We start from the raw sequence: 23,643 nt of genomic DNA, 5'->3' as shown, positions 1-23,643 counted from the left end.
ACTTGGTCCTCTACGGTAGGAACGTCGTTCACGATCGAGACGAGGTGCGTCATGCTGACGAAGTACGTTCGTCGGGCCCGGGACCGAGCGCCCGAGGTCACGACGATGGAACTGTTCTTCGACCTCGTCTACGTCTTCGCCATCACCCAGCTCGCGGCGCTCCTCGCGCATCACCTCACCTGGGAGGGCGCGCTCCAGACGCTGGTGCTGTTCGGCGCGGTGTGGTGGGTGTGGAACTACACCACGTGGGCGACCAACTGGATCGACCCCGACCGCCTGCCCGTGCGGGTGCTGCTGGTGATCCTGATGGGTCTGGGGCTCATCATGTCGAGCGCCATCCCGGAGGCCTTCGACGAGCGCGGCATGCAGTTCGCGGTGGCGGTCGCGGCGATGCAGATCCTGCGCCCACTGTTCATGGCAATCTCGTTGCGCGGGGACCCCATTGGCCGTAATTACGTCAACCTCGGGGTGTGGTCGACGGTGGCCGGCGCCGTGTGGATCACCGGCGCCTTCGTCGACGACGCGAAGCTCCGGCTACTCATCTGGGCGGTCGCACTGGGGATCGACGTCGCCGGACCCATGGTCGATCTGTGGGTTCCCGGCTTGGGTTCGACGCCGATGGAATCCTGGACGCTGTCGTCGGGCCACCTGGTGGAGCGCAATCGGCTGATCTTCATCATCGCGCTCGGCGAGACGGTGCTGTCGGTGGGACGCGAGTTCTCGGAGGTGCCCGCCACCACGATCGCCTACGTGTCGTTCGTCGTCGGCTTCGCGCTCACCGTCTCGTTCTGGTGGCTGTACTTCGCCCGGCACGCCGATATCGCCGAGGAGCGACTCGCGGATTCGAGCAATCCCGCCGCCGTCGCCCGAGGTGCCTACGCCTACTCGCATGCGATCTTGGTGGGCGGCGTGATCGTCGCTGCCGTCGGCACCGAGTTGATGATCGCCCATCCGCACGAGCACGCCATCACCGGAACCGCCGTGGCCATTGCGGGCGGCCCGGCGATCTTCCTGGTGGGCCTCGCGTTGTTCGTGTACTCGACCGGCGGCATCGACCGTTTCGAAGGGCTCGTCGTAGCCATCAATCTGGCGGTTCTGGTGGCCATCGCGGTGATCGCCGACGTCGCAGACCTTCAACTCTGGATCGTCTCGCTGCTCGTCCTGGTCCCCATGTACGCGATGGTCGGCCTGGCCGCGCTACATGCCGCCCAGAATCCCGAGCCCGACGACGAGGGCACACACAAAACTCCCACTTACACATGAGATCTCGTGTGTAAGTGGGAGTTTCAGGTGTAGCAGTCAGGCGGAGACGACGAGTCCCGGTCCCTGGCTCGTCGCGGTGGCGTAGCGCTCGCCCGCGTCGGCCCAGTTGACCACGTTCCACCAGGCCTTGACGTAATCCGGCTTCACGTTCTGGTAGTCGAGGTAGAAGGCGTGCTCCCACATGTCCAGCATGACGACCGGGATGATCGCCGCCGGGATGTTGCCGCTCTGGTCGGTGAGCTGCAGGATCACCAGGTTGCCGCCGATGGTGTCGTAGCCCAGAATGGCCCAGCCCGACCCCTGCAGGGTGGTCGCGGCCGCGGTGAAGTGGGCCTTGAACTTGTCGAAACCACCGAACTGCTCGGTGATCGCGGTGGCGAGAGCACCGTCGGGCTCACCGCCGCCGTTGGGCGACAGGTTCTTCCAGAAAATGGAGTGGTTGGTGTGCCCACCGAGGTGGAACGACAACGTTGCCGAGAGGCCGTAGACCTTGCCGGCGATCGACTCGTCGTCGCGCGCGGCGGCCAGCTTCTCGAGGGTGTCGTTGGCGCCCTTCACATACGTTGCGTGGTGCTTGTCGTGATGGAGCTCCATGATCTTGCCAGAGATGTGGGGCTCGAGGGCTCCATAGTCGTAAGGGAGATCCGGCAAGGTGTATTCAGCCACGGTATTCCTCTCTGAGGTGACGCTCGTTCTCACTGTTCACGCGCGGTCTTCGACGGTGTCGTCCCTGGCCGCGCGGGCACTTCCACCCTTCCGCAGAGCATGGGGGATTGCAACAAACGGGCGAAAAAGACTTCAAGTGGGGTTGAACTACACGAACCCGATCGGCCGACGAGATTCTACGGAAATATGTTGTCGGCCTTGGTGATTGGACTCGGTGACCGGACTCAGATGAGGACGAGCACGACGAACAGAACCAGAAGGGCGGCGATGCTCAGCGCCGTGGTGCGACAACGGGCACCCACGTTGTAGGCGGCACGCGGAACGGCCGGACGCGACGGTCGGAGAGCGCCACGGAGATCGCCGCTTGCGTGAGTCGCCATCGTCACCTTCCGCACTGCCTTGTGGGCGGGACGAACTGCGTGAGCCCCGTCACAGATGTGATGGACGCCATTAAAACAGAGTCGGTCAATCGACTCAACCCGGCGATCGGGGCTCCGCGTAGACTTGGCGCATGTCGTGGCTTGACCAGCTGTTATCCGGACGCGCACACAAGCAGGAACTCGTCGCAGCCGACGCCGCCCTGGCCGGACGCGAGATCGCGCAACCGCTCGCCTCGGAGAACATCGTCCTGCATCATCCGATGCGCGGAACACCGGATGAGAACTGCGGCGGTGTCGGTCGCTTCGACGGCTACCAAGCGGTGATCCTCGCGGGCGGGTGCTTCTGGGGCGTCGAGGAGATCTTCTGGCAGGTCCCCGGCGTGTACACGACCGCGGTCGGCTATGCGGGCGGGTACACCCCCAACCCCACGTACGAAGAGGTCTGTTCGGCCCGCACCGGACACACCGAATCCGCGCTCGTCGTCTTCGATCCCGCTGAGATCGACCTCGAGGGCATCCTCAAGACCTTCTGGGAGACCCACGACCCGACCCAGGTGATGCGACAGGGCAACGACGTCGGCACGCAGTACCGGTCGGCGATCTTCACGCTCACCGAGGCCGACGCCGAGCTGGCGCGCGGCACCGCGGAGAAATTCGCGACAGCGCTTGCCGAGGCAGGCCTCGGCAAGATCGCGACCGAGATCGCTCCGCTCGCCAAGGCCGGTGACGGGCACTTCTACTACGCCGAGGACTACCACCAGCAATACCTGGCGAAGAACCCGCACGGCTATCGCTGCCACGCGGCGACCGGAATCCACTACCCCGCGTAAGTGCCGGTGACCGAACAGATTTCGCGGCGGCAATGGAATCGCACGCTGCTGCATCGTCAGCACCTGCTCGAACGCGTCGAGGAAGACGCCATCGAGATCCTCGACCGATGCGTCGGACTGCAGGCCCAGGATCCACGTGCGCCGTTCTTCGGATTGCTGTCGCGGATCGAGGGATTCGATTCGAGCGAACTCGACGACCTGCTCACCGAACGCGAGGTGGTGCGCATCGCCTTGCTGAGGTCGACGCTGTTCGTCGTCGACGCCGAGGACGCGCGGTGGATCCGACCCCTCGCCCAGCCGGTGCTCGACGCCGACCTCCGCCGCAACCACGCGTCGAAGCTGGTCACTGCGACGGCCGAGCAGGTCCTCGCCGACGCCGACGAGCTGTTGGCCGGCCGGGAATTGCGCGGTGCCGAACTTGGTGCAGCCCTCGCGACTCGGCACCCCGACGAGCAGCCAACGGTGCTGACCGCCATCGCACGATGCGGGCTGCCGCTGGTGCAGGTGCCGCCGCGCGGGCTGTTCCGTGGGAAGCAGGCGGTGACCTACCAGCGCTTCGACGACTGGGTCGGACCCGGCGAACCCGCGATCGCGGGCGACGAGGCCCGTAAGGATCTCATCCGGCTCTACCTGCGGGGTTTCGGGCCGGCGACCGTGCAGGGCATCCAGACGTGGTGCGGACTCACTGGGCTGCGACCACTCGTGGTGGCGATGGAGGCCGATTGGGAGCTCGCGCGGCTCAGCGGCCCCGACGGCGAGGACCTCTACGACCTCGAGGGTCTCGACATCGTCGACGACGGCCCGGTGCCGCCGCGTCTGGTCGCACCCTTCGACAATGTCCTTGTCGCACAAGCAGATCGACGACGCATCGCCGACGAGGAAGTCTATCGGCGCACGGTCACCGCCAACGGCGCATCGCCGGGCTTCGTTCTCGTCGACGGTTTTCTGGCCGGCACCTGGCGCGTCCGGAACGACGGCACGGTGGGCGTGGAGTACTTGCGCGAGGTGTCGGCGAAGGCACGACGGGATGTCGATGCGGAGGTCGATCGGGTGGAGACTTTCGTCGGCTAACTGCCGGTCCGCGGGTTCCGGCTGGTGATGCAGTAGCGGCGACCCACCGGGTCGGCCATCACGGTCCACCGGTCGTGGGCGACGATCACCCGGGCGCCCCAATCCTCGTGGCGGGCCACCTCATCGGCCACCGAATTGGTGGCGACGTCGAGGTGGGCACGAGTGCGCGTGGGCACGCCCTGCGCGTCGCGGGCCGGCTCGTCGAGCCGTTGAAGCAGGATGCCCAGCGTGAGCTTGGGGTCACGGCGCAGCGCAACGAGCTCGGGTCTGCTGGTCGCCTTGGTGGCGGCACCGGTGATCTGTGACCAGAACAGCACCTCCGCGTCGAAGAGATCCCGCGGGCAGTCGATGCACACCTGGTCGATGATGCTGATCGCGTCACCCGGCCACCGGATCGGCCGTGACTTGCGTGCTTCGCCCTCCCACGGCACGAGGCAGAACACCATCCCGCCGGGCGAGGCCAAGGTGAGGTACTTGCCATGGTCGGCCACCGACGTGGCGCCGAGGGCAAGTGCTTCGGTTGCGGCAGTGCGTGGATCGTCGGTGTGGATGTCGAGGTGGACGCCACCCGGACCGTCGTCGATGCGTTGCACGCGCAGGTGGGGATCGCCGAAGAAGGGTTCGAGTGAGGCGAACTCGCGGTGCTCACCCCGCGGCGGCGACACGGTGCTGCCCGCGATGGCCCGCCAGAACGTGACCTCCGGACCGAACTGTTCGGCCGGGAAATCGAGGAATGCGCTCAGCCACCGCACCTGCATGCGCAAAGTGTAGGTCGGCGGATACGCGGACCCGGCTGTGCACGCCCTAGACTCGACGCAATGAACGCAGGAGTCCTGGGCAAGCTGGGCAAAAAGCTCTCGAAGTCGCACACCGAGCAGGTCGCGGTGGTGCGCCTCGACGGCCCGATCGGCGCGTCGCCGGTCGGACGACCCGGCCTCACCACCGACACGGTGGAACCGATCCTCAAGCGCGCATTCGCGACCGAACGGCTCAAGGCCGTCGTCGTGGTGATCAACTCGCCGGGTGGCTCACCGGCACAGTCGGAGTACATCGCCGAGCGGATCCGGCAGCTCGCCTCGGAGAAGGGTGTGCCGGTCCTGGCGTTCTGCGAGGACATCGCGGCCTCGGGCGGGTACTGGATCGCCTGCGCCGCCGACGAGATCATCGCCGCCCACACCTCCATCGTCGGATCGATCGGTGTCGTGTCCTCGGGATTCGGACTCGCGGACGTGTTGTCGCGGTTCGGTGTGGAGCGTCGGCTCTACACCTCGGGCGACAACAAGGCCCGGCTCGACACCTTCTCGCCGGAGACGGCCGAGGATGTGGAGTGGCTCAAGGGACTGCAGCGACAGCTCCACGAGTCGTTCATCACCTGGGTACGGCAGCGCCGCGGCAAGAAGCTCAACGGGCCCGACGACGAGCTGTTCAGCGGGGACGTCTGGGTGGGCGCCAACGCGGCCGAGGTGGGCCTCGTGGACGGCATCGGTGTGATGCGGTCGGTGATCGCCGAGCGTTACCCGGATGCCGAGATCACCGTCGTCGAGGCGCCCAAGCCGTTGCTCGCCCGAGTGATCGGCAGGCAGATGTCGATGAGCGGAGGCGGGTCGGTGGACAGCGTGCTCACGGTGCTGGCAGAAAGCATCACGACCGGTGTACTGGCCGCCGTGGACCGGGCCCAGACGCTGCGAACCACATACTCGACTCGGCTCTGAAGCGCAATTTTCCCCAGGTTTATCCACAGGCTTTCTCAACGGGAAGATTCTGCGAGACCCGACAGATCCATGCACTCATGTGAATTTTGTGTGCGCAGGCTGCACCTTTGTAGTGACGCCCGTCACATAGCAGATGGCCTTGGCCAGCATGTTTCCACAGTTTCCACAGTCTCATCCACAGGTTGACCGTCAGGGTTGATTGTTCTGAGCGGCGTCGATCGTTCACATGTGGATAGAAGTATGATGGTCGACATAGTCGGCTGTTCGGACGGTGTGGTCCGCGTCGGGAGCTCGCTGTGCCACCATGGAATGCGTGAGCATGGGCGACATTGCATCGGTTGCGGTCAACGAACTCCCGGACGACTTCAGCGGAGTTGCCGACGTGGTGATGCTCGACGTCCGCGAGGACGATGAGTGGGCAAACGGACACATCCGTGGCGCGGTGCACATTCCGATGGGGGATGTCCCCTCCCGACTCGAAGAGATCGACCTCGACGCGGAACTCTTCGTGGTCTGTCATTCCAGCGGCCGGTCGATGCGAGTGCTGCAGTACCTGGCTCAGGTCGGCTACGAAGGGTCCTGCGTGGAAGGCGGCATGCTCGCCTGGGTGCAGCAGGGACGTCCGGTCGAGGTGGGTGGCCCGGCCGGGAACGACGATCGCGGATGATCGATCTCTGCCCGCGGTGCCGCATTCAGGCGCCGCACCGCCCGGGCCGTGAACGGTGCCCCCGCTGCGGTGGCCCACTGTCCGTCGTCGAAGACGCGCATCAGGCGCTGGCCGTGGCCGGTGCTCAACCCGGTCAAGCCCCACCCGGTCATGTCGCACCCGGTCATGTCGCACCCGCCCAAGCCCCACCCGCCCAAGCCCCACCCGCTCGACCCCAGCAGCCGCCTGCCTACCCGGGGCGGTACCGCAACCAGGGTCCGGCTCCCGCGGGATACGTTCGGCCGGGGCCGGCCTGGGGGCCCGGTGGCCGCCCGCGGCTGTACCGAGCGGCAAACATGCGTTGGGTGGCTCGCCGCCCACCGGAATCGATTCCCCCGCAGCGCCCGCAACGACCCCGGGGTCCGCGGTCGATCCCGCGCTACGCATACCTGCCGACGTGGGGCCTTCGGGACCGGCCCGTCTCCGAGGAACACGCCGTCGATCCGGTCGAGAACGCCCAGTCGCAACTGCGTCTGGCGCTCCTGGTGACCGGTGGCATCCTTGCGGCCTCGGCGGTCGTTCACCTGTTGCGCTACATCCTGTTGACAGTGAACCGGACCACGCCGATCCCGAAGTGGCTCATCGACACCTCGACCGTCCTGGTCCTCGGGTGCGGCGTACTGGGTGTCCTGTCGTTCATCGTGGCCACCGCTGCGTTCGTGGCCTGGGTGATCGAGGTGCGCAAGCAGTCGTACGGTCTGGCAGACCGGCTGGACCCGCGGCGCCGACGGTGGCTCATCGTGCTCGGCGGCATACCCCTCGTGAACATCGTGGGTGGCGGGCTCCTCATCGCCGAGGCAGCCGACGTACGCCCGGATCTCGACCGGGAACTCATCCGTCGCCGTCTCATCCGCCTCTGGGTGGCGTGGGGCATCGTCAACGCGGTGGCGATCGCGGCGATCGTCTTCCGCCTGTACGCGTGGCAGTCCGGTTCGATCCAATCCGGCGCCAACGCCCTGACGATGGTGATCATCAGCGCGGTGGTGTCGTCGGTGTTCGCATTCTGGATGGCCGACCGCGTTCCTCGCCTGTTTGCCGCACCAGCGCCCGACCCGGTGCCCGACAAACGCTGGGTAGTGCTCGCGTGAGCGCCCAGGGCCCTGCCGATGTCGCCGAACAGGTTTCCCGTTCGGGAAAGCCCGCAGTGGTCGCTCACCGTGGAGCCTCCGGGCACGTGGCCGAGCACACGCTGGGCGCCTACGAACTCGCCCTCGCCCAGGGAGCCGACGGCCTCGAGTGCGATGTTCGGCTGACCAGCGACCACCAACTCGTCTGCATCCACGACCGCACCGTCGATCGCACCTCCGACGGCACCGGCGCGGTGAGTGAGATGTCGCTGGCGCAACTGCGCGAGTTGGACTTCGGTAGTTGGCACGACCCAGGCAAGCCCGCGTCGGTTCTCACCCTGCGCGAACTGCTGACCCTCACGCTGGATTGGCGCCGACCGGTCCGCTTGTTCATCGAGACCAAACATCCGGTGCGCTACGGCAGTCTGGTCGAGCAGACCCTGCTGGAGACGTTGCACGAATTCGGCGTTGCGGCACCGCCGTCGGCCGACCACAGTCGGGCCGTGGTGATCTCGTTCTCATCGGCCGGCGTCTGGCGTATCCGGCGGCACGCACCGATGCTGCCGACGATCCTGCTCGGCGACACTGCGCGCGTACTCGGCGGCAGCGCCGCGACGGCGGTGGGGGCCACCGGAATCGGCCCCTCGGTGGCCACGTTGCGCCAGTATCCGGACCTGGTGGATCGCGCGGCAGCGGCCGGTCGGGTGACCTACTGCTGGACGGTGGACGAACTCGTCGACGTCCAGTTGTGCGCGGATCTCGGCGTCCGGTGGGTGGCCACCAATCATCCGGCACAGGTGCGGGACTGGCTCGTCACCGTCGACTGACGAAAACTGGGAGACCATGGGTAAGAAGAGCAAGCGGGGCAGCGGACCGCGCCCCGGCAGCAATCGCGCCGAGCGGGTCGCAGCCCGAAAAGCAAGGCAGGTAGCGGCTCTCGCGCCGCCACCGCGCCCGTTCGGCGGGCTCGCCGCCGAATGCGATCTGGTCGCGCTGCGCACTTTTGTCGCTTCGGCGACCGCTCGGGTGGATCTGGTGGAACCCGGGCCGCCCGCACCCGAACTGACCTCGGTGCTCGCCGACGACGACGCGCCGCTGCGCGAGGTGGTGCCCGGTGTACGCAACGAAGTGACCCTGGCCACCGTCCTGCCCGGGGCCATCCCTGCCCTCGTGCGTGAAACGCGGGATATCCCAGAGGGATTCGTCGGGTTGCAGACCGAGCCGGACCGCGTCGAGCTGGGCGCGGAGCTGGCTGCCGCGATCGAGTGGGCGGCTCACGCCAAACCCGGCGAGCAATTCGGGCCGACGTCGTCTCCCGATCTGCTCGATATCGTGAAAGTCGATGCACCGCTTGATATCACGGTGTACGAGGACTTCTCGTGGTGGTTCCCGCCCGGCACCGACGTGCCACCGGAGATCGCCGAGATGTTCGAGCGCGCAAACGATTCGGTGTTGCCGACGGCGCGCCTGCGGACGGCAGCCGGGGTCGGGGCGCCGTGGTGGGTGGATGCCGGTGAGCGAGCCCATCTTCGGTGGATCCGCCCGGAACCCGAGGATGATCTCATGACGGCGTTGGCCCGACTTCACGCCGCGGGGCGGCTCACGCTGGGTGAGGGGTCGCGCTTCGCCGGGTCTTTCCGCACCCACGGGCTGTTGGTTCCGGTTTTCGACCTCGACAACGAGATGCACCACGAGGAGTGGTATCCCGGCGTCGACCAGTTCGAGACGTGGCTCGGTGACGCACTCGCAGAAACCGCCCCGCTCACCCCGGACGAACGGAGTTCACGGGACGGCATCCGCGGACGTCAGGTCACGCTGCGCTGAACCTCGGCGTCAGAGGTTTCCGCCGGCCGCCGGCGGGGCGGTGGCGTCGTTCGCGTCGGCGGTGTTGAGTTCGCGTTCCACGAAGTTCTCCAGGTCGAACAGATTGCCTTGGGCGCGTTCGGCAATGGTGCGCAGGGTGGTCATCGTGGCGACCTCCTCGACCTGCTCCTTGAGGAACCACTGCATGAACTGCTCACCGAGGTAGTCGCCGGTGTCGCGGGCCGACTTCGCGAGGTCGACGATCTGCTGGGTGACCGCCTGCTCCTGGGTCAGCGCGAGCTCGATCGGCGCCTTGTAGTCGTCGAAGTCCGTTCGCGGGGCGTCGATCCCGGGAACCTGGACGGCCATGTCCCGGTCGAGGAAGTACTGCACGATCATCATCGCGTGATTGCGCTCTTCCACGGACTGTTGGTAGAAGTGCCTGGCCAACTGCGGCATGTCGTGATTGTCGTAGTAGAGCGCGACCGCGATGTACTGCTGCGACGAGAAGAATTCGTTGCTGATCTGGTCGTGCAGGAGCTGGTGGAATTTCGTTCGTTCGGTGCTCATGAGATCCATTCTACGTGGATCGCAGATGCACGACGATGAAGTTCTCCCTAACTAAGGTTAGTCTGACCTGCGAATATGCTGTCATCGATGATCAGTTGACGACTCCACCGGTGGTGTCGAGCAGTTGCTCGGGCACCGGTTTGCCGGCCTTGAGGTACTCGAAGAACTGCTTGGTGTTCTCCGACACCGGGAGCACCGATTCGCCGCCGTCGAATTCCGCTGGGCCCGTTGGTGTTGTCGTCGTGATCGGATCGTCGCGCAGGGCGAAGGCGAGGGCGGCGAGGTTCCAGATGTGATCGTGACGGTCGACGACGAGGGCGTCGACCGCCCCGTTGACAAAGCCGAAGAACCGGAACGGATTCAGCAACACCCCGGGGCTGGTGGCCCGAGATACCAGCGCGGAGAGGAACTTCCGTTGGTTGACCACGCGCACGAGGTCGGCCTGCGGGAAGTCGCGCGAGCGGACCAGGGTCAGGGCCTGACGGCCGTTGAGCCGGTGGCACCCCTTCTTCAGCGGTGGTCCGGCCTTGGGGTCGTTGATGGGTTGGTCGAGACAGATGTCGACGCCGCCCACAGCGTCGACGAGGGTGTCGAATCCGCCGAATCCGACCTCCGCGTAGTGGTCGATACGCAGGCCGGTGAGGTTCTCCACCGTGCGCACCAGCAGTTGGGCGCCACCGGAGTTGAAGGCCGCGTTGATCTTTGCCGTGCCGACGCCGGGGATGTCGACGTACAGGTCACGCGGCAAACTGACGATGAGCGGCTTCCCGTCCGGCGGATTGTGCACCAGCATGATGGTGTCCGTGCGGGCGCCTTCCGCGTCGCCGGTGGACAGGTCGGTGCGCTGTTCGTCGGAAAGGTCTGCGCGCGAATCTGTTCCGACGATGAGCCAGTTGGTGCCGGGCGTGTCACCGGGGCGTCCGGCGTAAGAGACCAGGGCGTCGACCCGGTGCAGCTTGCTGTCGTAGTAGAAGACCATCGCGACCATGCCGACCACGATCACCAGCAACAGCACCAGCAGAATGCGCAGGATCGGCCAGCGGCGCCGACGACGCGGGCGTTTGACGTCGCGGGGTGCGGCGGGCGGCGGCGGCTGGGAGCGTCGGTGGTCGGGGTCCCGATGGGACGGCCTGGCGGGCCGCGGCGCCTCCGCCGGAATGGGCTCCGGCTTCTGCGTCGGCGCGTACTCGCGTGCCCCGGGTGGGCGGTTGCCCGACCGTCGGTCGTCCGGCCGGTGAGTGCCGGGAACGGCCGACCACGCCTGCGGAGGGTGATAGATCTCACCCGGTCGGCCGGCCGAGCGGACGGTCGCGGCGTCGGGCTGGGGTGATCGGGGTCGCTGCGGACCACGCGGATCCTGGTACGGGCGAGGTGGCGGCTGAGGGCCTCGCGGCGGCGGGTTCGGCGGACCCTGCCTACGCATCATCGGCGGGTCCGGCTGGTTCATCACATCCAATGTACTGACGAGAGCCCCGCAGAGTTCCCGAGATAGCCGGACATTGTCGGCTCGCGAGCCCTTCGAGGCTCGCAAGCTCGCACCTCAGGGAGCGGCAGAAGGCTTCAGCCCACCCACGACAGGTGGTCGCTGAGCAGGGCATATCCGACGAATGCCACGACGTCGATGACGGCGTGGGCGATCACGAGCGGCCAGGTGCGTCCGCAGATCTGGAAGTAGCGGCCGTACACGAGGCCCATGACCACGTTCCCGAGGCCGGCGCCGAGCCCCTGATACAGGTGGTAGGTACCGCGCAACACCGCACTCGCGGCGAGCGCGCGATTCTCGCCGACACCGAGCTGGCGCAGCCGGGTGATGAAGTAGGCCACCACGATGATCTCCTCGGCCGCGGCATTACCGACCGCAACCAGGATCAGCACCGGCCACTGCCACCACGTGTCCGCCGTCGCGGGCACCAGGTGAGCGTTGACGCCCAGCGCGCGGGCGACGGCCACCAGGGCCAGCCCGGGCAGGCCGATCACCGCGGCCAACGCCAGACCGGGCGGCACGTCGCGGCGGGGCGAGAGACGACGCAGACCGGCCTGGGCGAACCCGACGCCGCTGCGCCACAGCAGGTAGACGCCCAGCGCGGCGATCGCGAACAGTCGAAGCCCGCTCATCACCTGCCGGATCGCGTCGATGACGTCGAACTCCGAGCGGCTCGGGTTGAGGGCAACCGTGGTGCCGCCGATACCGCCGGCCATCTGACTCTCGATGAGCGACAGGACGGCGTAGATCGCGGAGAAGCCGAAACTCAGGACCCCGACGATGGCCAGTTCGATCCACAGCGCCCGACGCTGGGTGGGGTCGGTGATCACCTCGATGCCGTGCGAACCCGACGGGTTCCACAGGGCACGCGGCGAGAGGGCCATGGCGGCCAGATTACGGTGCGGCGATCCCCGCAGGGGGCCGGTCAGTCGGGGAGGCTGTTCATGAACGGGCAACCCGCCAGCGAACGCAGTGCGTGCGAGAGTTCGTAGACGTCGGTGACCGGTCGGGGGAAGGGGAGCCGCACGTCGGAGTCGCCGTCGACGGTCTCGATGCGGAAGCGGATGCCGAAGCGGTCGAGACCCAGCGGGCGGATGCGCCCCTTGCGGAGGTGCCGCGGGAGGCGTCGGACCAGTTGGTCGATGATGTCGGCGTGGTCGGCGTCGAGGTGGGCGATCCACCCGTTCTCGTACTCCCAGAACGGGTCGGGGGTGGCGTCGGCCAGCTCGGCAGCGCTCACCGATGCCGCGCCGGAACCGCTCGCGATCACCGCGGAGTCGATCTGCAGCCGCAGCATCGAACTGCCGTGCCCGATGTCGAGCAGGCCGCCGTCGGGATGCTCGGCAGCGATCTCGATCGCGAGGTCACGCTCGAGGTCGGCCGGAACCGGGTGCAGGACGCCCTTCAGCCAGATCAGCGACCGCACCCGTTCGCGCAGGTCGATCGGTGCGCAATCGGTGATCTCCAGCATCGCCGCGACCCCGTCGGGAGCGTCGACCACCGCCGCCATCGCGTCGCCACCGGTCGGTACCAGCACAAACGCCTGCGACTCGAAGAGATGCACCACGTTGACCGCGATGGGGTCGATGGCACCGGTGTCGGTCCCGGTCGATTCGGCACCCTCGACGGCGAGGATCGCGTCGCTGACCCGACGACATGCCGTCTGGATCATCTCGGCATCCGTCGGACGGTCGGTGACGGTTCGGGTCATGTCGGTGTCTCTCTCGGATCGGAAACGCCCGTGCCGGGCTTGCAAGGTAACCCTAACCTAATTCGAGACTGTGAGTGGAGTCAACGCCAGGATGAACAAAAGCACCCGAAGGAGTTCATCTTCTCCTCGCGGCGAGCGGTCGCAGGTGTCGACTACTGTCGTGGAGTGTCCGTGTTCGCGTACTTCGGCCCTGCCGGCACCTTCACCGAGATGGCGCTCGATCAGGCCCTTGCGACCCCGCGCATCGCCGAATCGCTGAGGCTAGGTGGCGGTATCGAGCGGGTTGCCGCTGCCAGTCCGGGCGCCACCATCGAGATGGTGCGCAGCGGTGCCGCCGACTATGGATGTGTCCCGATCGAGAGCACGCTGGAAGGAAATGTCTCGGCGACCGCCGACGCACTCATCCCGCCCGGCGCCGGCGACAAGGGTCGGGTTCAGGTCTTCGGTGAGACGACGCTCGACATCGCCTTCACGATCGCCGCTCGCACCGCGCTCGCACCGGAAGAGGTGCGGACGGTCGCCGCCTACCCGGTGGCGGCCGCTCAGGTGCGCAGTTCGGTGGCAGGGCTCTATCCCGGGGCGGAGTTCGTGACGTCGGTGTCGAATGCCGCGGCCGCTCAGGACGTGGCCGCGGGCAAAGCCGATGCCGCGGTCACGACCGGTCTGGCGGCGGCGCTGTCGGACCTGACCGTCCTGGCCGACGGCATCGCCGACGCGCAGGGCGCAGCCACCAGATTCGTGATCGTCGGGCATCCCGCGCCACCCCCGGCCCGCACCGGCGCCGACCGCACCGCGGTCATTCTCGACCTGCCCAACGAGCCGGGCAGCCTGATGGCCGCGATGAACGAATGTGCTTCGCGCGGAGTCGATTTGACGCGTATCGAATCGCGACCGCAACGCGATCTGGACTACGGCAGGACGTTGGCGGGACACTACCGATTCTTCCTCGACGCCGTCGGGCACATCGACGACGACGCTGTTGCCGAGGCGCTCGCCGCCCTGCAACGACGCTGTGACCGCGTGGTGTTCCTGGGCTCGTGGCCTGCCGATCGCGGCGCCGGGTCACCACCGCCCGACCACTCGGGTTCCCGCGCCTGGCTCGACGCCATGCGTCGTGGTGACAACGCCGGAGACGGGTCCTGATGGCTCGTCTTCATCTCGTGCGTCACGGCGAGACCACGTCTAACGTGATGCGTCGCCTCGACACCGCGCTGCCCGGCGCGGCTCTCACCGATTTCGGTGTGCGCCAAGGGGTTCGCTTCGCGCTCGAGAACGCGCGGACCGAGAATGCCGTGCTGGTGAGTTCGGTGGCCCGCCGCGCGGAGCAGACCGCCGGACTGATCGGCTCGGTGTGGGAGGTCGACACCGAGGTCGTCGAGGGCCTGCACGAGGTTCAGGCCGGCGACCTCGAAGACCGGACGGACGCCGACGCGCACGACGTGTTCCGCGACGTGATGGACCGTTGGCACCACGGAGATCTGGACGCGCGCATCCCCGGCGGTGAGTCGCTGGCCATGGTCTACGACCGGTACCTGCCCGTCGTCGAGGATCTCGCCGGACGATTCCTGACCGGGCCGCAGCAGCAAGACGTCTACGTGGTGAGTCACGGTGCGGCGATCCGGCTGGTCGCCGCCCGACTGTCCGGCATCGACTCCCGGTTCGCGGCGGCAACCCACCTACGCAACACCGGCAGCATCGAACTCGAATATGTCGACGGACTCTGGGTCGTCCATCGCTGGGGTGCCGAGCAGGCGCCGTTCGGGCGCGTCGACGAACCACTGGTCGACGAGCCGATGGGCTGAGTCTCTCCGGTCGACTGACTCGAAGTTCGGTGTCAACGCCGCTGACCTGGGGAAATGCGTCAACGTGCGGCCCGCAAAATCTAGGGGACGAACTTCTTCCCCGGGGTTCGTAGTCATCCGCGAGAATTTTCTGGGGGAGGACTCCAAGGGTAGGGGAAGAAGTTTCTTCCCCTACTTTTGTGGGCGCGCGTTCCTGGCGTCGCGTTCGGCGGAACGCGACGACCGACGACGGTGACTGAGATCGGGCCCGTCAGTGTTCGCTTCCGGGACACATGCCCGGAGGACCACCGTCAGGGGCCCGATCCGGGCCAGTGGCCCCGACCTCCAACCCTTCCCGCCTCCACGATCGACGACGACGTCGGCGGGGTAGATCGCTGATCCGAAGAGTTCGGCGACCGCCCCCATGAGCTGAGAAATGCAACCCTGTCGTCGTTCGACGGGGAGGTGTGGCCAGTGAGCCGATCACCGAACCCGCCGGATCAGCCCCACCCGTTGGCGTGCAGCCACTCGTCGTCGATGCCGAAATGGTGGGCGATCTCGTGGATGACCGTCACCGCGACCTCGTGCACCACCTGATGGCGCGTGTTGCACATCGCGAGGATCGGTTCCCGGTAGATCGTGATGGTGTCCGGGAGGAAGCCGCCGTAGTCGTGGTCACGGCTGGTCAGGGCGACGCCCTGGTAGAGCCCGAGGATGTCGGGTGCTTCCGGGTGATGGGGTTCGACCAGGATCACCACGTTGTCGATGGCGTCGGTCAGCTCCGACGGGATGGTGTCGAGCGCGTCGGAGACCAGCCCGTCGAAGTCGTCGTCGGACATGTGTACGGCCACCCGATCAGCCCGCCGGTGCCGGAACTTCTTGCGGATTCGGCTGCACGCCCGGCGGCAGCGGAACCGGGGTCGGGAGTGCGCGGCCAGGAGGCGCTTGCGGTGGTGCGACCGGCCGCTTGCCGTTGATCAGCAATAGTTCTCCGCCGCCCTTGGCGTCGCCGACGAGGGTGGCAAAGCCGCCGCGTTTGTCGGGGAGCGCCAGGAAGCAGACCACCTTGCGGCTGCCGGCCAGCCAACTCGCCTCCTGGATCACCGACGAGTTGACGTTGAGAGTGGTGGCCTCGAACTTGGCCTTGCCACCGACAAACCGTTCGGCCTGCACGGGACAGATGTTGGAGAGGTAGTCGTTCTGGGTGCGGATGTTGGGCCACGGTTTGCCCGACAGGCGGTCGCCGAACCGGACCGACAAGTCGACGATGCCGGTGGTCTGGAACGCGTGCGGCTCAGCGCAGTTCACCGGATAGCCGGTCGGCTTTCGGGTGGCCCGATCGATCCCGATGCAGGTTCCCTCCGGCCACACCCGCGACTGATCCTGATCGGCGACCCGCCCGGAATACGGCATGGGCTGGCCGTCGGGTCCGGATTGTTGCAGGCCGCAGCGCAGCGCTCGCGCTCCCCGCTCCCATTCGTACTGCGACGGGTACATCATGCCGACGGAGAATTTCCCGTGCGGATCGAGTCGACCGGCCATGTACTCGTTGACGATCACCGGGCACTGCTCGTCGCGGATGGTGGCGAACCGGGCGTCGCCCGGCCACGGACCGTCCTCGCCGAACTCGGCGCCCGGGAACACCGAGGTGTCGAGCGCCCCGGCCACCTCGAAGCGGTGCTTCTGCGCGCAGTCCACCTTCGCCGGCTGACCCGGGTTCCCGGGCGGCCAATCCAGGCAGTCCCCGGGAACCGACTTCGCGAACGCGTTGTCCTCGATGCGTTCACTTTCACCGATGTCGCTCTGGCCGACGCTGCCGCTGTCGTCGAAGAGACCTGCGGCGACCGCGACGACGGCAGCGACCACGGCACCGATGATGATCGCCGACAACACCACCCGCACCGGATTGCGCGCCACTGCACCTCGCCAGCCGGACACATGTGGCGGCGGCGTTGCGGCGGGCTGGTCCGTGTACTCGGGTTCGGCGTACCCAGGTTCGGCGCCGTGCTGTGTGGTGTCCCCGAGGTCGTACGCGGTGGTCTGCTCGTCGGAAGACAGATCGTCGGCGGGTGGGTCGGTGTGGAGGTCGCCGAGTTGCTCGGTCGCATTCTCGGAATCAGCGCTCACCGGCTCGTCGGCAGTCGACTCGGTCGGCTCGTCGGGGAGCCGCTGTGATGGTGCGTCATCGGTGTCGCGACGCTCGTCGTCGTCGTTCATCGCACTCCATCATGCCTGTTGGCCCGGTGTTGCCACACCTACACTCGCCATGGTGAGTGCCGAAGACAACCACATCGACCCCGACGTCGCGGAACTGGCCGGGCGGCTTTTCGACATGGCGCGCGCCGGTGACACCGACGCGCTGAGTGCCTATCTGGATGCCGGCGTACCCGTCGACCTGCGAAATCAGTCCGGCGACACACTGGTGATGCTGGCCGCCTATCACGGGCACGTCGACACGGTCGCGGCGCTGATCGCACGTGGCGCCGACGTCGGGTTGGGCAACGACAAGGGGCAGACACCGCTGGCCGGTGCCGTGTTCAAGGGGCACGACGACGTGGTGCGCGCCCTGGTCGCCGCCGGGGCCGACCCCTTTGGCGGACACCCGTCGGCGGCGGACGCCGCCGTGATGTTCGGCCGCGACGACTATTCCTCGCTGTGGCACCCCGATGGCGGTGACCGGCCACTCCAGTAGGGTTTGAGTCGTGATCGACCTGAAGATTCTGCGTGAGAACCCAGACCTCGTGCGGGCGTCGCAGCGAACTCGTGGCGAGGACCCAGGCCTGGTGGACGCCCTGCTGGACGCCGACGGCACCCGTCGGGCGGCGATCGTCGAGGCGGACGCTCTGCGCTCCGAGCAGAAGACCCTCGGCAAACAGGTCGGCAAGGCGCAGGGCGAGGAGAAAGCGGCCTTGCTGGCCAAGGGCAAGACGCTGGCCGAACAGGTGAAGGCCGCCGTCGCCCGGCAGACCGCGGCCGACGAGAAAGCGGCGGCGGCACATCGAGCCATCTCCAACATCGTCGGCGACGGCGCGCCCGCCGGTGGTGAGGACGACTATGTGGTCCTCGAGCATGTCGGCGAACCCCGACCCATCGAGAGCCCCAAGGATCATCTCGAACTCGGTGAGTCGCTGGGACTGATCGACATGGAGCGCGGCGCCAAGGTGTCGGGCTCGCGTTTCTACTTCCTCACCGGCCAGGGTGCGCTGCTGCAACTCGGCCTGCTGAACATGGCGGCTCAGAAGGCGGTGGCGAACGGCTTCTCGCTGATGATCCCGCCCGTGCTGGTGCGACCGGAGGTCATGGAGGGCACCGGCTTCCTGGGCGCCCACGCCGACGAGGTCTATCACCTCGACAAGGACGACGACCTCTACCTGGTCGGCACCTCGGAGGTGCCGCTCGCCGGGTATCACATGAACGAGATCATCGACCTGTCCGATGGACCCAAGCGCTACGCGGGGTGGTCGAGCTGTTTCCGTCGTGAGGCGGGCAGCTACGGCAAGGACACGCGCGGCATCATCCGCGTCCACCAGTTCGACAAGGTCGAGGGCTTCGTCTACTGCAAACCCGAGGACGCCGAGGCCGAACATCAGCGACTCCTGGGCTGGGAGAAGGACATGCTCGCCGCGATCGACGTGCCCTACCGCGTCATCGACGTCGCGGGCGGCGATCTCGGGTCGTCGGCCGCGCGCAAATTCGATTGCGAGGCATGGGTTCCGACGCAGAACACCTACCGCGAGCTGACGTCGACCTCCAACTGCACCACCTTCCAGGCCCGACGCCTCTCGGTGCGCTACCGCGACGAGTCGGGCAAACCGCAGATCGCGGCCACCCTCAACGGCACGCTCGCGACCACGCGCTGGCTCGTGGCGATCCTGGAGAACCACCAGCAGCCCGACGGTTCGGTGCGGCTACCGGAGGAACTCGCGAAGTTCGTGGGCACCGACGTGCTGACCGCCCCTACCGCTCCCTGAGGCGCGAGCGAAGCGAGCCTCAAGGGTCGTGGTGAGACTCGGCCATCGGAGGTGAGCGGGGCTTCGCGCCTGCGCCGGCCCGACGATGCTGAGAAGGTCATCACGCAACACCGACGAGCGCGTACGCGGGAGCGGCGAGGTCGGTACGGTTTTGATGTGATCGCCGAACATGGAAGCCCCGGCCAGTAGATGACCGCAGGAATCGTCGTCGCCGTCGTCGGCGCATTCGCCTTCGCGGCTGCCGCAGTGCTTCAGGCACTCGGCGCCGAGCAGGTGTCGCAGCGCGCCGCCATCCGTGAGGAACGACGCCAATCGGCGAAGGCGCACCCGTCGTTGCGGTCGACGGTCGCGACGATGCTCACCCTGCCATTCCTGATCGGGTTCATCTTCGACATCATCGGGTTCGTCGCGACGCTGGCGTCGGCGCGGATGATTCCACTGTTCCTGTCACAGACCATCATCTCGTCCCGCCTGGTCGCGACGGCATTCCTCGCGATGGTGGTCCTGAAGATCGTGCTGATCCTCCGCGACTGGATCGCGGGCGCGGTGGTGGTCGTGGCGCTGGTGCTGCTCGCGGTGGCCGCCGGCAGCGAGGGCACCGACAACGAGCGGTGGATGCACTGGGTGGTGCTGGTGAGCGGGCCGCTGCTGATCGGGCTCGGGTTGCTGTGCATGCGACTTCTGCACAGCCACATCGCGTCGGCGACCGGGTTGATCGCCGGCGCGGTGTTCGGCGTGATGGCGGTGTCGTCACGGATTCTCGACGGCGTCGACCCATTGTCGGTGTCGGCGCTGTTCACCGACCCCGCCCTCTACGCCCTGATCATCAGCGGAATCGGCGGGTTCTATCTGTTCACCGTCGCGCTGCAGACCGGGTCTGTGAACGGAGCCGCGGCAGCACTGGTGGTCGGGCAGACGGTGGTGCCGGGCGCGGTCGGCATCATCTTCCTCGGCGACACGACGCGGGCCGGCTGGGGACCGGTGGCGATCGTCGCGTTCGTCGCGGCCGTGGTCGGTGGGGTTGTGCTGGCGTCGTCGAGTGCGGTCACCGCGGTCGAGCGGGCCGACGTGACCAACATGCCGACCGGCTACGGGCATGCGCCGCGGGACACCGACATCACAGACAAGGACATCACAGCGGGTCGGTGACGGTCAGCCTCACTCCGGGAACGTCGTCGTCGGTGACCTTTCGGATGGACTCGGTGATGATCCCGGTGAGCACCGTTCGGTTCACGAGGTCGACGTTCTTCAGGTAGAGGCATCCCTTTCCGGTGGAGTGCGGCCCGAGCGCCGACAGCGCCTCTGCGTGCGAGTCCACCCCGTCGAGCAGGTACACGGTGGTCTGGCCCTTGCGGGGCGCGAAGCCGATGATCGGTGAATCTCCCTGCGTCCCAGTCGGGTACGTGTAGTGGCAGCTGCCGAACCCGATGATCGTCCCCCACATCCGTGGCTGCGCGCCGGTGATCACGCGAAGCAGCGAACAGAGCTTGGTCGCATTGTCGCGGCGCGACGCGGGCGTCAGGTCGGCGATGAACTGGTCGACGTCGGCATCTGAGGGTTCCACAATTCCCGATTCTCCCGCACCCGACGACCGCGTGGCGTGAATACTGACTCCCATGGTGATCGGCGCATGGTGATCGGGATCGTCGCGGCCATCGTGGCGGCACTCGCCTACGGGACCGCGTCGGTGTTGCAGGCCAGGGGCGCGCAGAGCGTTGCTGACGATAGGGGCGAGCGCAGCGACGGGGCAGGTCATGGCGGTGGTGCCGCCCCGTCGTTGCGTTCGACGATCACCGCGATGCTCACGGTGTCCTTCCTCGCAGGACTGGCTCTCGACGGACTGGGATTCGTCGGAAACCTGGTGGCGGCCAGGCTGATCCCGCTGTTCCTGGCGCAGCCGATCGTGAGCGCGAACCTCGTGGTCACCGTGGTACTGGCCACCATCCTGCTCGGTGCGCGGCTGAGCCGCCGGGATTGGACGGCGATCGGTGTCGTTGTGGTATCCCTCGTGGCGCTCGGGTTCGCCGCGGGCGACGAAGGCCGGAACAACGAGTGGTGGCTGCACTGGGCGTTGCCGGCGGTTGCGCTCGGCCTGATTGCGCTCGCGCTGCTCGGGTTGCGCCTGATGACGTCTCGCGTCGCGGTTCTCGCCGGCTTGACCGGGGGCGTGCTGTTCGGGCTGATGGCGGTGGCGATCCGGATCGTAGACGGTGTCGATCCATTCGATCTCGCGACGATCCTGACCGACCCGGCCGCCTACGCGGTCGTCCTGTGTGGACCGGCCGGCTTCTACATGTTCACGGTCGCGCTGCAGACCGGGTCGGTGAGTGCCGCGTCGGCGTCACTCGTCGTCGGTGAGACGGTGGTGCCGGGGGTGATCGGCATCGTGCTGCTCGGTGACACCACCCGAGCGGGCTGGGGTCCGGTGGCGCTCGTGGCGTTCATCGCCGCGGTCATCGGCGCGGTGGTGGTGGCGATGTCGCCGGTGGTCGAGGTGGTCGAATCGGCCGGGTGAGGCCGGGCGTGGCAGGTTCGTCGGACGCGGTCGTCGGCGATGCGCAATGATCTTTCCCATGGCTCATGGTTCGCGGCGTAGTTGCCGCAGTGTGGTTTTCCCCAGTGTGGTTCTCCCCAGAGTGGTTCTCCCCAGAGTGGTTCTCCCCAGAGTGGTTCTCCGCAGTGCGGTTCTCGCGGTCTTCGTGGCGCTTCTCGTCGGCAGCGGTCTTGTCGCCTCGCCAGCGAGTGCAGCGCCACCGGTCCCGCCGTCCGCCGACCCGTTCTACACGCCGGATGGCCCGATCGCCGGACGCGCGCCCGGCGCCATCCTGAAGACCCGCGTCGTGCAGCTGGGCCTGAGTGGGCGCCAGCTGCCGGCCACGGCAACGCAGTTGCTGTATCGCACCAACGACCAGTTCGGGAAGCCGTCGGCGACGGTGACCACCATCATCTCGCCGCCCGGCGCGCGACCGGGTACACCGCGCCGGGTGATCTCCTATCACGCCTTCTACGACGCACTCGGCTCCGAATGCGATCCGTCGTACTCCCTGCGTGGTGGTGCGACGTCGAACTCGCCGCTCGACGCCGTGGTGATCTCCGGGATGCTCGCCGCCGGGTACACCGTGGTGGTGCCCGACTACGAGGGCCGGAATCTGCGCTGGACGATGGGTCTGGAGTCGGGGCACGCGGCCCTCGACAGCGTGCGCGCGGCGCTGCGGTATCTGCGCGCTCCCGTCCGCACTCCGATTGGGCTGTACGGCTATTCGGGCGGTTCCGTCCCCACCGGCTGGGGAGCCGAGATCGCGCCACGTTATGCCCCGGAGCTCAACATTGTCGGTGCCGCCGCGGGTGGGGTGGTGGTCAACCCGATCCACAATCTCGCCTATGTCGACGGCAGCCAGAAATGGGCGGGCGTCATACCGGCGCTGATGACCGTCTACAACGAGACCTACCGTCTCGGTATCTCGAAGTACCTGTCACCCAAGGGCGTTCGGGTGCTCAGCCAAGTGCGCGGGGAGTGCATCATCAACTTCGCGAGCAAGTATCCGGGCCTGACCGACGAGTCGTTGCTGCGCCCGCAGGTCGGCAGCCTGCTCAACGTGCCAGGAATGCGCGCGGCCGCGGAACAGAACATCATGGGTTCGCGCGGCACTCCGCGTGCTCCGATGTTCTTGGGCGTCGGCAAATCCGACGCCACCGGTGACGGGATCATGATCACCGGGGACGTCCGAGCCCTTGCGTCGACCTACTGCCGACGCGGCCTCCCGACGACGTTTCAGGAATACCGCGGCCTCAAGCACAGCGACGCGTTGTTCCCGTGGAGCGTGGACGCCCAGCGATTCCTCAACCAGCGGTTCGCCGGGGCGCCGGCGGGTGGTTGCGGCCGCTGATCCGAAGAGTTCGGTGACCGCCCCGCTGAGCTGCGGAAATGTAATAGTCGCTTTCTGTGTGGTGCTGGGCTGTTAGGCGACCTCGCGGGGGGTGATGGTGACGTCGAGGCCGAGGCTTTCCAGGGCGCGCACCGCGTTACGCATGGTGCGTTCGGGGTTGCGGCGCTGGTAGTAGTCGGGTCCGTGTTCGATGTAGCCGACGTTGGTGGTGAGCATGGTCCAGATGATGGTGAGCAGGGTGCGTTCCAGAGCGACGATGGCTTTTTGGGGGTTGGTGGAGTTGGCCAGCCGTTTGTATTTGGCGTGCAGGGCGGTGCCCGGGTGTCGGGCGATGGATAGCACCGCAGCACCGAGGGCGCCTTTGAGGTAGCGGTTACCGTGTCGGGTTTTCCCCGATTTTCGGCGGCCGGCCGATTCGTGGTGCCCGGGCGCGACCCCGGCCCACGACGCCAAATGATCGGCGCTGGGGAACACACTCATGTCGCCTCCGGTTTCGGCGATGATCACATCGGCGGTGCCGGTCGAGATGCCCGGGATTTCGATCAACAGTTCCCGGACGGCTCGAAAGGGGGCCATCGCCTCCTCGATGCGTTCGGTGATCAGCGCGATGCGCTCATCGAGGGTGGCGATCAGGTCGAGGTGGAATCCGACGAGGAACGCGTGGTGGTCACTGAATCGGCCTTCCAGCGCCGGGATCAGGGACGGGATCTTGCGCCGTAGCTGCCGCACCGACAGATCGGCG

At 67.1% G+C, this 23,643-nt stretch carries 26 protein-coding genes; 15 read left to right on the top strand and 11 right to left on the bottom strand.

Annotated features, from left to right (window positions below; all coding sequences use genetic code 11):
* Nucleotides 1–51 precede the first annotated feature (51 nt).
* Nucleotides 52–1,263 (top strand): low temperature requirement protein A, encoded by a 1,212-nt coding sequence (locus tag ACWDTF_RS11310; RefSeq protein WP_240857375.1) that lies wholly within the window; start codon nt 52–54, stop codon nt 1,261–1,263.
* 36 nt (nt 1,264–1,299) lie between these two features.
* Here ACWDTF_RS11310 and ACWDTF_RS11305 read toward each other — a convergent pair whose 3' ends face one another.
* The gene (locus ACWDTF_RS11305) at nt 1,300–1,929 is read right to left on the bottom strand and encodes a superoxide dismutase (RefSeq protein ID WP_355274980.1); all 630 of its coding nucleotides are present in this window, start codon (nt 1,927–1,929) and stop codon (nt 1,300–1,302) included.
* A gap of 224 nt (nt 1,930–2,153) precedes the next feature.
* Nucleotides 2,154–2,309, bottom strand: a complete 156-nt coding sequence (locus tag ACWDTF_RS11300; protein WP_240857373.1) for a hypothetical protein — start codon at nt 2,307–2,309, stop codon at nt 2,154–2,156.
* Nucleotides 2,310–2,440: 131 nt separating this feature from the next.
* Here ACWDTF_RS11300 and msrA point away from each other — a divergent pair, with 131 nt between their 5' ends.
* A complete protein-coding gene (msrA, locus tag ACWDTF_RS11295; protein ID WP_355274983.1) occupies nt 2,441–3,139 on the top strand; it encodes a peptide-methionine (S)-S-oxide reductase MsrA in 699 nt (232 codons plus the stop codon).
* 6 nt (nt 3,140–3,145) lie between these two features.
* Nucleotides 3,146–4,210, top strand: coding sequence for a winged helix DNA-binding domain-containing protein (locus ACWDTF_RS11290; RefSeq protein WP_449754383.1), 1,065 nt, complete (start codon nt 3,146–3,148; stop codon nt 4,208–4,210).
* On the opposite strand, the gene ACWDTF_RS11285 is transcribed toward ACWDTF_RS11290, so the two are convergent.
* Complete coding sequence (locus ACWDTF_RS11285) at nt 4,207–4,968, bottom strand: VOC family protein (protein ID WP_240857370.1); 762 nt, start codon at nt 4,966–4,968, stop codon at nt 4,207–4,209. The genes ACWDTF_RS11290 and ACWDTF_RS11285 overlap by 4 nt on opposite strands.
* A gap of 60 nt (nt 4,969–5,028) precedes the next feature.
* On the opposite strand from ACWDTF_RS11285, the gene ACWDTF_RS11280 reads away from it, so the two are divergent.
* From ACWDTF_RS11280 to ACWDTF_RS11260, 5 genes are all read left to right on the top strand, one after another.
* Nucleotides 5,029–5,922, top strand: coding sequence for a S49 family peptidase (locus ACWDTF_RS11280; protein WP_449754382.1), 894 nt, complete (start codon nt 5,029–5,031; stop codon nt 5,920–5,922).
* Between the two features lie 319 nt (nt 5,923–6,241).
* Nucleotides 6,242–6,589, top strand: coding sequence for a rhodanese-like domain-containing protein (locus ACWDTF_RS11275; RefSeq protein WP_240857467.1), 348 nt, complete (start codon nt 6,242–6,244; stop codon nt 6,587–6,589).
* A gap of 344 nt (nt 6,590–6,933) precedes the next feature.
* The gene (locus ACWDTF_RS11270) at nt 6,934–7,716 is read left to right on the top strand and encodes a DUF4328 domain-containing protein (protein ID WP_449754381.1); all 783 of its coding nucleotides are present in this window, start codon (nt 6,934–6,936) and stop codon (nt 7,714–7,716) included.
* Nucleotides 7,713–8,522 (top strand): glycerophosphodiester phosphodiesterase family protein, encoded by an 810-nt coding sequence (locus ACWDTF_RS11265; RefSeq protein WP_449754380.1) that lies wholly within the window; start codon nt 7,713–7,715, stop codon nt 8,520–8,522. The genes ACWDTF_RS11270 and ACWDTF_RS11265 overlap by 4 nt, the downstream gene beginning before the upstream one ends.
* A gap of 16 nt (nt 8,523–8,538) precedes the next feature.
* Nucleotides 8,539–9,519, top strand: a complete 981-nt coding sequence (locus ACWDTF_RS11260; protein WP_449754379.1) for a DUF5926 family protein — start codon at nt 8,539–8,541, stop codon at nt 9,517–9,519.
* A 9-nt stretch (nt 9,520–9,528) separates the two neighbouring features.
* On the opposite strand, the gene ACWDTF_RS11255 is transcribed toward ACWDTF_RS11260, so the two are convergent.
* The 4 genes from ACWDTF_RS11255 to ACWDTF_RS11240 form a co-directional block, all read right to left on the bottom strand.
* Entirely contained in the window at nt 9,529–10,068 is a 540-nt protein-coding gene (locus ACWDTF_RS11255) for a ferritin (protein WP_449754378.1), read from the bottom strand.
* A gap of 91 nt (nt 10,069–10,159) precedes the next feature.
* The gene (locus ACWDTF_RS11250; protein WP_433257366.1) at nt 10,160–11,515 is read right to left on the bottom strand and encodes an LCP family glycopolymer transferase; all 1,356 of its coding nucleotides are present in this window, start codon (nt 11,513–11,515) and stop codon (nt 10,160–10,162) included.
* Between the two features lie 113 nt (nt 11,516–11,628).
* On the bottom strand, nt 11,629–12,435 hold the full coding sequence (locus ACWDTF_RS11245; RefSeq protein WP_355279471.1) for a CPBP family intramembrane glutamic endopeptidase: 807 nt from the start codon (nt 12,433–12,435) through the stop codon (nt 11,629–11,631).
* A 41-nt stretch (nt 12,436–12,476) separates the two neighbouring features.
* Nucleotides 12,477–13,262, bottom strand: coding sequence for a DUF2470 domain-containing protein (locus ACWDTF_RS11240; protein ID WP_240857363.1), 786 nt, complete (start codon nt 13,260–13,262; stop codon nt 12,477–12,479).
* A gap of 165 nt (nt 13,263–13,427) precedes the next feature.
* On the opposite strand from ACWDTF_RS11240, the gene pheA reads away from it, so the two are divergent.
* Entirely contained in the window at nt 13,428–14,405 is a 978-nt protein-coding gene (pheA, locus tag ACWDTF_RS11235; RefSeq protein WP_449754377.1) for a prephenate dehydratase, read from the top strand.
* Entirely contained in the window at nt 14,405–15,064 is a 660-nt protein-coding gene (locus tag ACWDTF_RS11230) for a histidine phosphatase family protein (RefSeq protein ID WP_240857361.1), read from the top strand. The genes pheA and ACWDTF_RS11230 overlap by 1 nt, the downstream gene beginning before the upstream one ends.
* A gap of 479 nt (nt 15,065–15,543) precedes the next feature.
* Here the strand turns inward: ACWDTF_RS11230 and ACWDTF_RS11225 are convergent, their stop codons facing one another.
* Nucleotides 15,544–15,894, bottom strand: a complete 351-nt coding sequence (locus tag ACWDTF_RS11225; protein ID WP_240857360.1) for a metallopeptidase family protein — start codon at nt 15,892–15,894, stop codon at nt 15,544–15,546.
* A 4-nt stretch (nt 15,895–15,898) separates the two neighbouring features.
* Nucleotides 15,899–17,260, bottom strand: a complete 1,362-nt coding sequence (locus ACWDTF_RS11220) for a septum formation family protein (protein ID WP_449754376.1) — start codon at nt 17,258–17,260, stop codon at nt 15,899–15,901.
* 49 nt (nt 17,261–17,309) lie between these two features.
* Here ACWDTF_RS11220 and ACWDTF_RS11215 point away from each other — a divergent pair, with 49 nt between their 5' ends.
* The 3 genes from ACWDTF_RS11215 (at nt 17,310) to ACWDTF_RS11205 (ending at nt 20,163) form a co-directional block, all read left to right on the top strand.
* Nucleotides 17,310–17,735 (top strand): ankyrin repeat domain-containing protein, encoded by a 426-nt coding sequence (locus tag ACWDTF_RS11215; RefSeq protein ID WP_449754375.1) that lies wholly within the window; start codon nt 17,310–17,312, stop codon nt 17,733–17,735.
* 10 nt (nt 17,736–17,745) lie between these two features.
* On the top strand, nt 17,746–19,014 hold the full coding sequence (serS, locus tag ACWDTF_RS11210; RefSeq protein WP_240857357.1) for a serine--tRNA ligase: 1,269 nt from the start codon (nt 17,746–17,748) through the stop codon (nt 19,012–19,014).
* Nucleotides 19,015–19,203: 189 nt separating this feature from the next.
* Nucleotides 19,204–20,163, top strand: a complete 960-nt coding sequence (locus ACWDTF_RS11205) for an EamA/RhaT family transporter (protein WP_449754374.1) — start codon at nt 19,204–19,206, stop codon at nt 20,161–20,163.
* On the opposite strand, the gene ACWDTF_RS11200 is transcribed toward ACWDTF_RS11205, so the two are convergent.
* The gene (locus tag ACWDTF_RS11200) at nt 20,147–20,632 is read right to left on the bottom strand and encodes a DUF1801 domain-containing protein (RefSeq protein ID WP_240857355.1); all 486 of its coding nucleotides are present in this window, start codon (nt 20,630–20,632) and stop codon (nt 20,147–20,149) included. The genes ACWDTF_RS11205 and ACWDTF_RS11200 overlap by 17 nt on opposite strands.
* Before the next feature lie 12 nt (nt 20,633–20,644).
* Between ACWDTF_RS11200 and ACWDTF_RS11195 the strand changes: the two genes are divergently transcribed.
* Nucleotides 20,645–21,529 (top strand): hypothetical protein, encoded by an 885-nt coding sequence (locus tag ACWDTF_RS11195; protein ID WP_433257379.1) that lies wholly within the window; start codon nt 20,645–20,647, stop codon nt 21,527–21,529.
* A 136-nt stretch (nt 21,530–21,665) separates the two neighbouring features.
* Nucleotides 21,666–22,901, top strand: a complete 1,236-nt coding sequence (locus ACWDTF_RS11190) for a lipase family protein (protein WP_374246807.1) — start codon at nt 21,666–21,668, stop codon at nt 22,899–22,901.
* A gap of 72 nt (nt 22,902–22,973) precedes the next feature.
* Here the strand turns inward: ACWDTF_RS11190 and ACWDTF_RS11185 are convergent.
* On the bottom strand, nt 22,974–23,643 hold a 670-nt coding region (locus tag ACWDTF_RS11185; RefSeq protein ID WP_449754373.1), incomplete at its 5' end, for a transposase.

The sequence above is a fragment of the Gordonia sp. NPDC003422 genome (assembly GCF_053588675.1).
Note: the sequence above shows the minus strand (reverse complement) of the source record. Positions and strands in the feature narration are given on the sequence as shown.

Coding starts and splice junctions, on each gene's coding strand:
- ACWDTF_RS11310 (WP_240857375.1), top strand. CDS start 52: ATGCTGACGAAGTACGTTCGTCGGGCCCGGGACCGAGCGCCCGAGGTC.
- ACWDTF_RS11300 (WP_240857373.1), bottom strand. CDS start 2,309: ATGGCGACTCACGCAAGCGGCGATCTCCGTGGCGCTCTCCGACCGTCG.
- msrA (WP_355274983.1), top strand. CDS start 2,441: ATGTCGTGGCTTGACCAGCTGTTATCCGGACGCGCACACAAGCAGGAA.
- ACWDTF_RS11285 (WP_240857370.1), bottom strand. CDS start 4,968: ATGCAGGTGCGGTGGCTGAGCGCATTCCTCGATTTCCCGGCCGAACAG.
- ACWDTF_RS11280 (WP_449754382.1), top strand. CDS start 5,029: ATGAACGCAGGAGTCCTGGGCAAGCTGGGCAAAAAGCTCTCGAAGTCG.
- ACWDTF_RS11275 (WP_240857467.1), top strand. CDS start 6,242: ATGGGCGACATTGCATCGGTTGCGGTCAACGAACTCCCGGACGACTTC.
- ACWDTF_RS11260 (WP_449754379.1), top strand. CDS start 8,539: ATGGGTAAGAAGAGCAAGCGGGGCAGCGGACCGCGCCCCGGCAGCAAT.
- ACWDTF_RS11255 (WP_449754378.1), bottom strand. CDS start 10,068: ATGAGCACCGAACGAACGAAATTCCACCAGCTCCTGCACGACCAGATC.
- ACWDTF_RS11250 (WP_433257366.1), bottom strand. CDS start 11,515: ATGAACCAGCCGGACCCGCCGATGATGCGTAGGCAGGGTCCGCCGAAC.
- ACWDTF_RS11245 (WP_355279471.1), bottom strand. CDS start 12,435: ATGGCCCTCTCGCCGCGTGCCCTGTGGAACCCGTCGGGTTCGCACGGC.
- ACWDTF_RS11240 (WP_240857363.1), bottom strand. CDS start 13,262: ATGACCCGAACCGTCACCGACCGTCCGACGGATGCCGAGATGATCCAG.
- ACWDTF_RS11230 (WP_240857361.1), top strand. CDS start 14,405: ATGGCTCGTCTTCATCTCGTGCGTCACGGCGAGACCACGTCTAACGTG.
- ACWDTF_RS11220 (WP_449754376.1), bottom strand. CDS start 17,260: ATGAACGACGACGACGAGCGTCGCGACACCGATGACGCACCATCACAG.
- ACWDTF_RS11215 (WP_449754375.1), top strand. CDS start 17,310: ATGGTGAGTGCCGAAGACAACCACATCGACCCCGACGTCGCGGAACTG.
- ACWDTF_RS11205 (WP_449754374.1), top strand. CDS start 19,204: ATGACCGCAGGAATCGTCGTCGCCGTCGTCGGCGCATTCGCCTTCGCG.
- ACWDTF_RS11200 (WP_240857355.1), bottom strand. CDS start 20,632: ATGGGAGTCAGTATTCACGCCACGCGGTCGTCGGGTGCGGGAGAATCG.
- ACWDTF_RS11195 (WP_433257379.1), top strand. CDS start 20,645: ATGGTGATCGGGATCGTCGCGGCCATCGTGGCGGCACTCGCCTACGGG.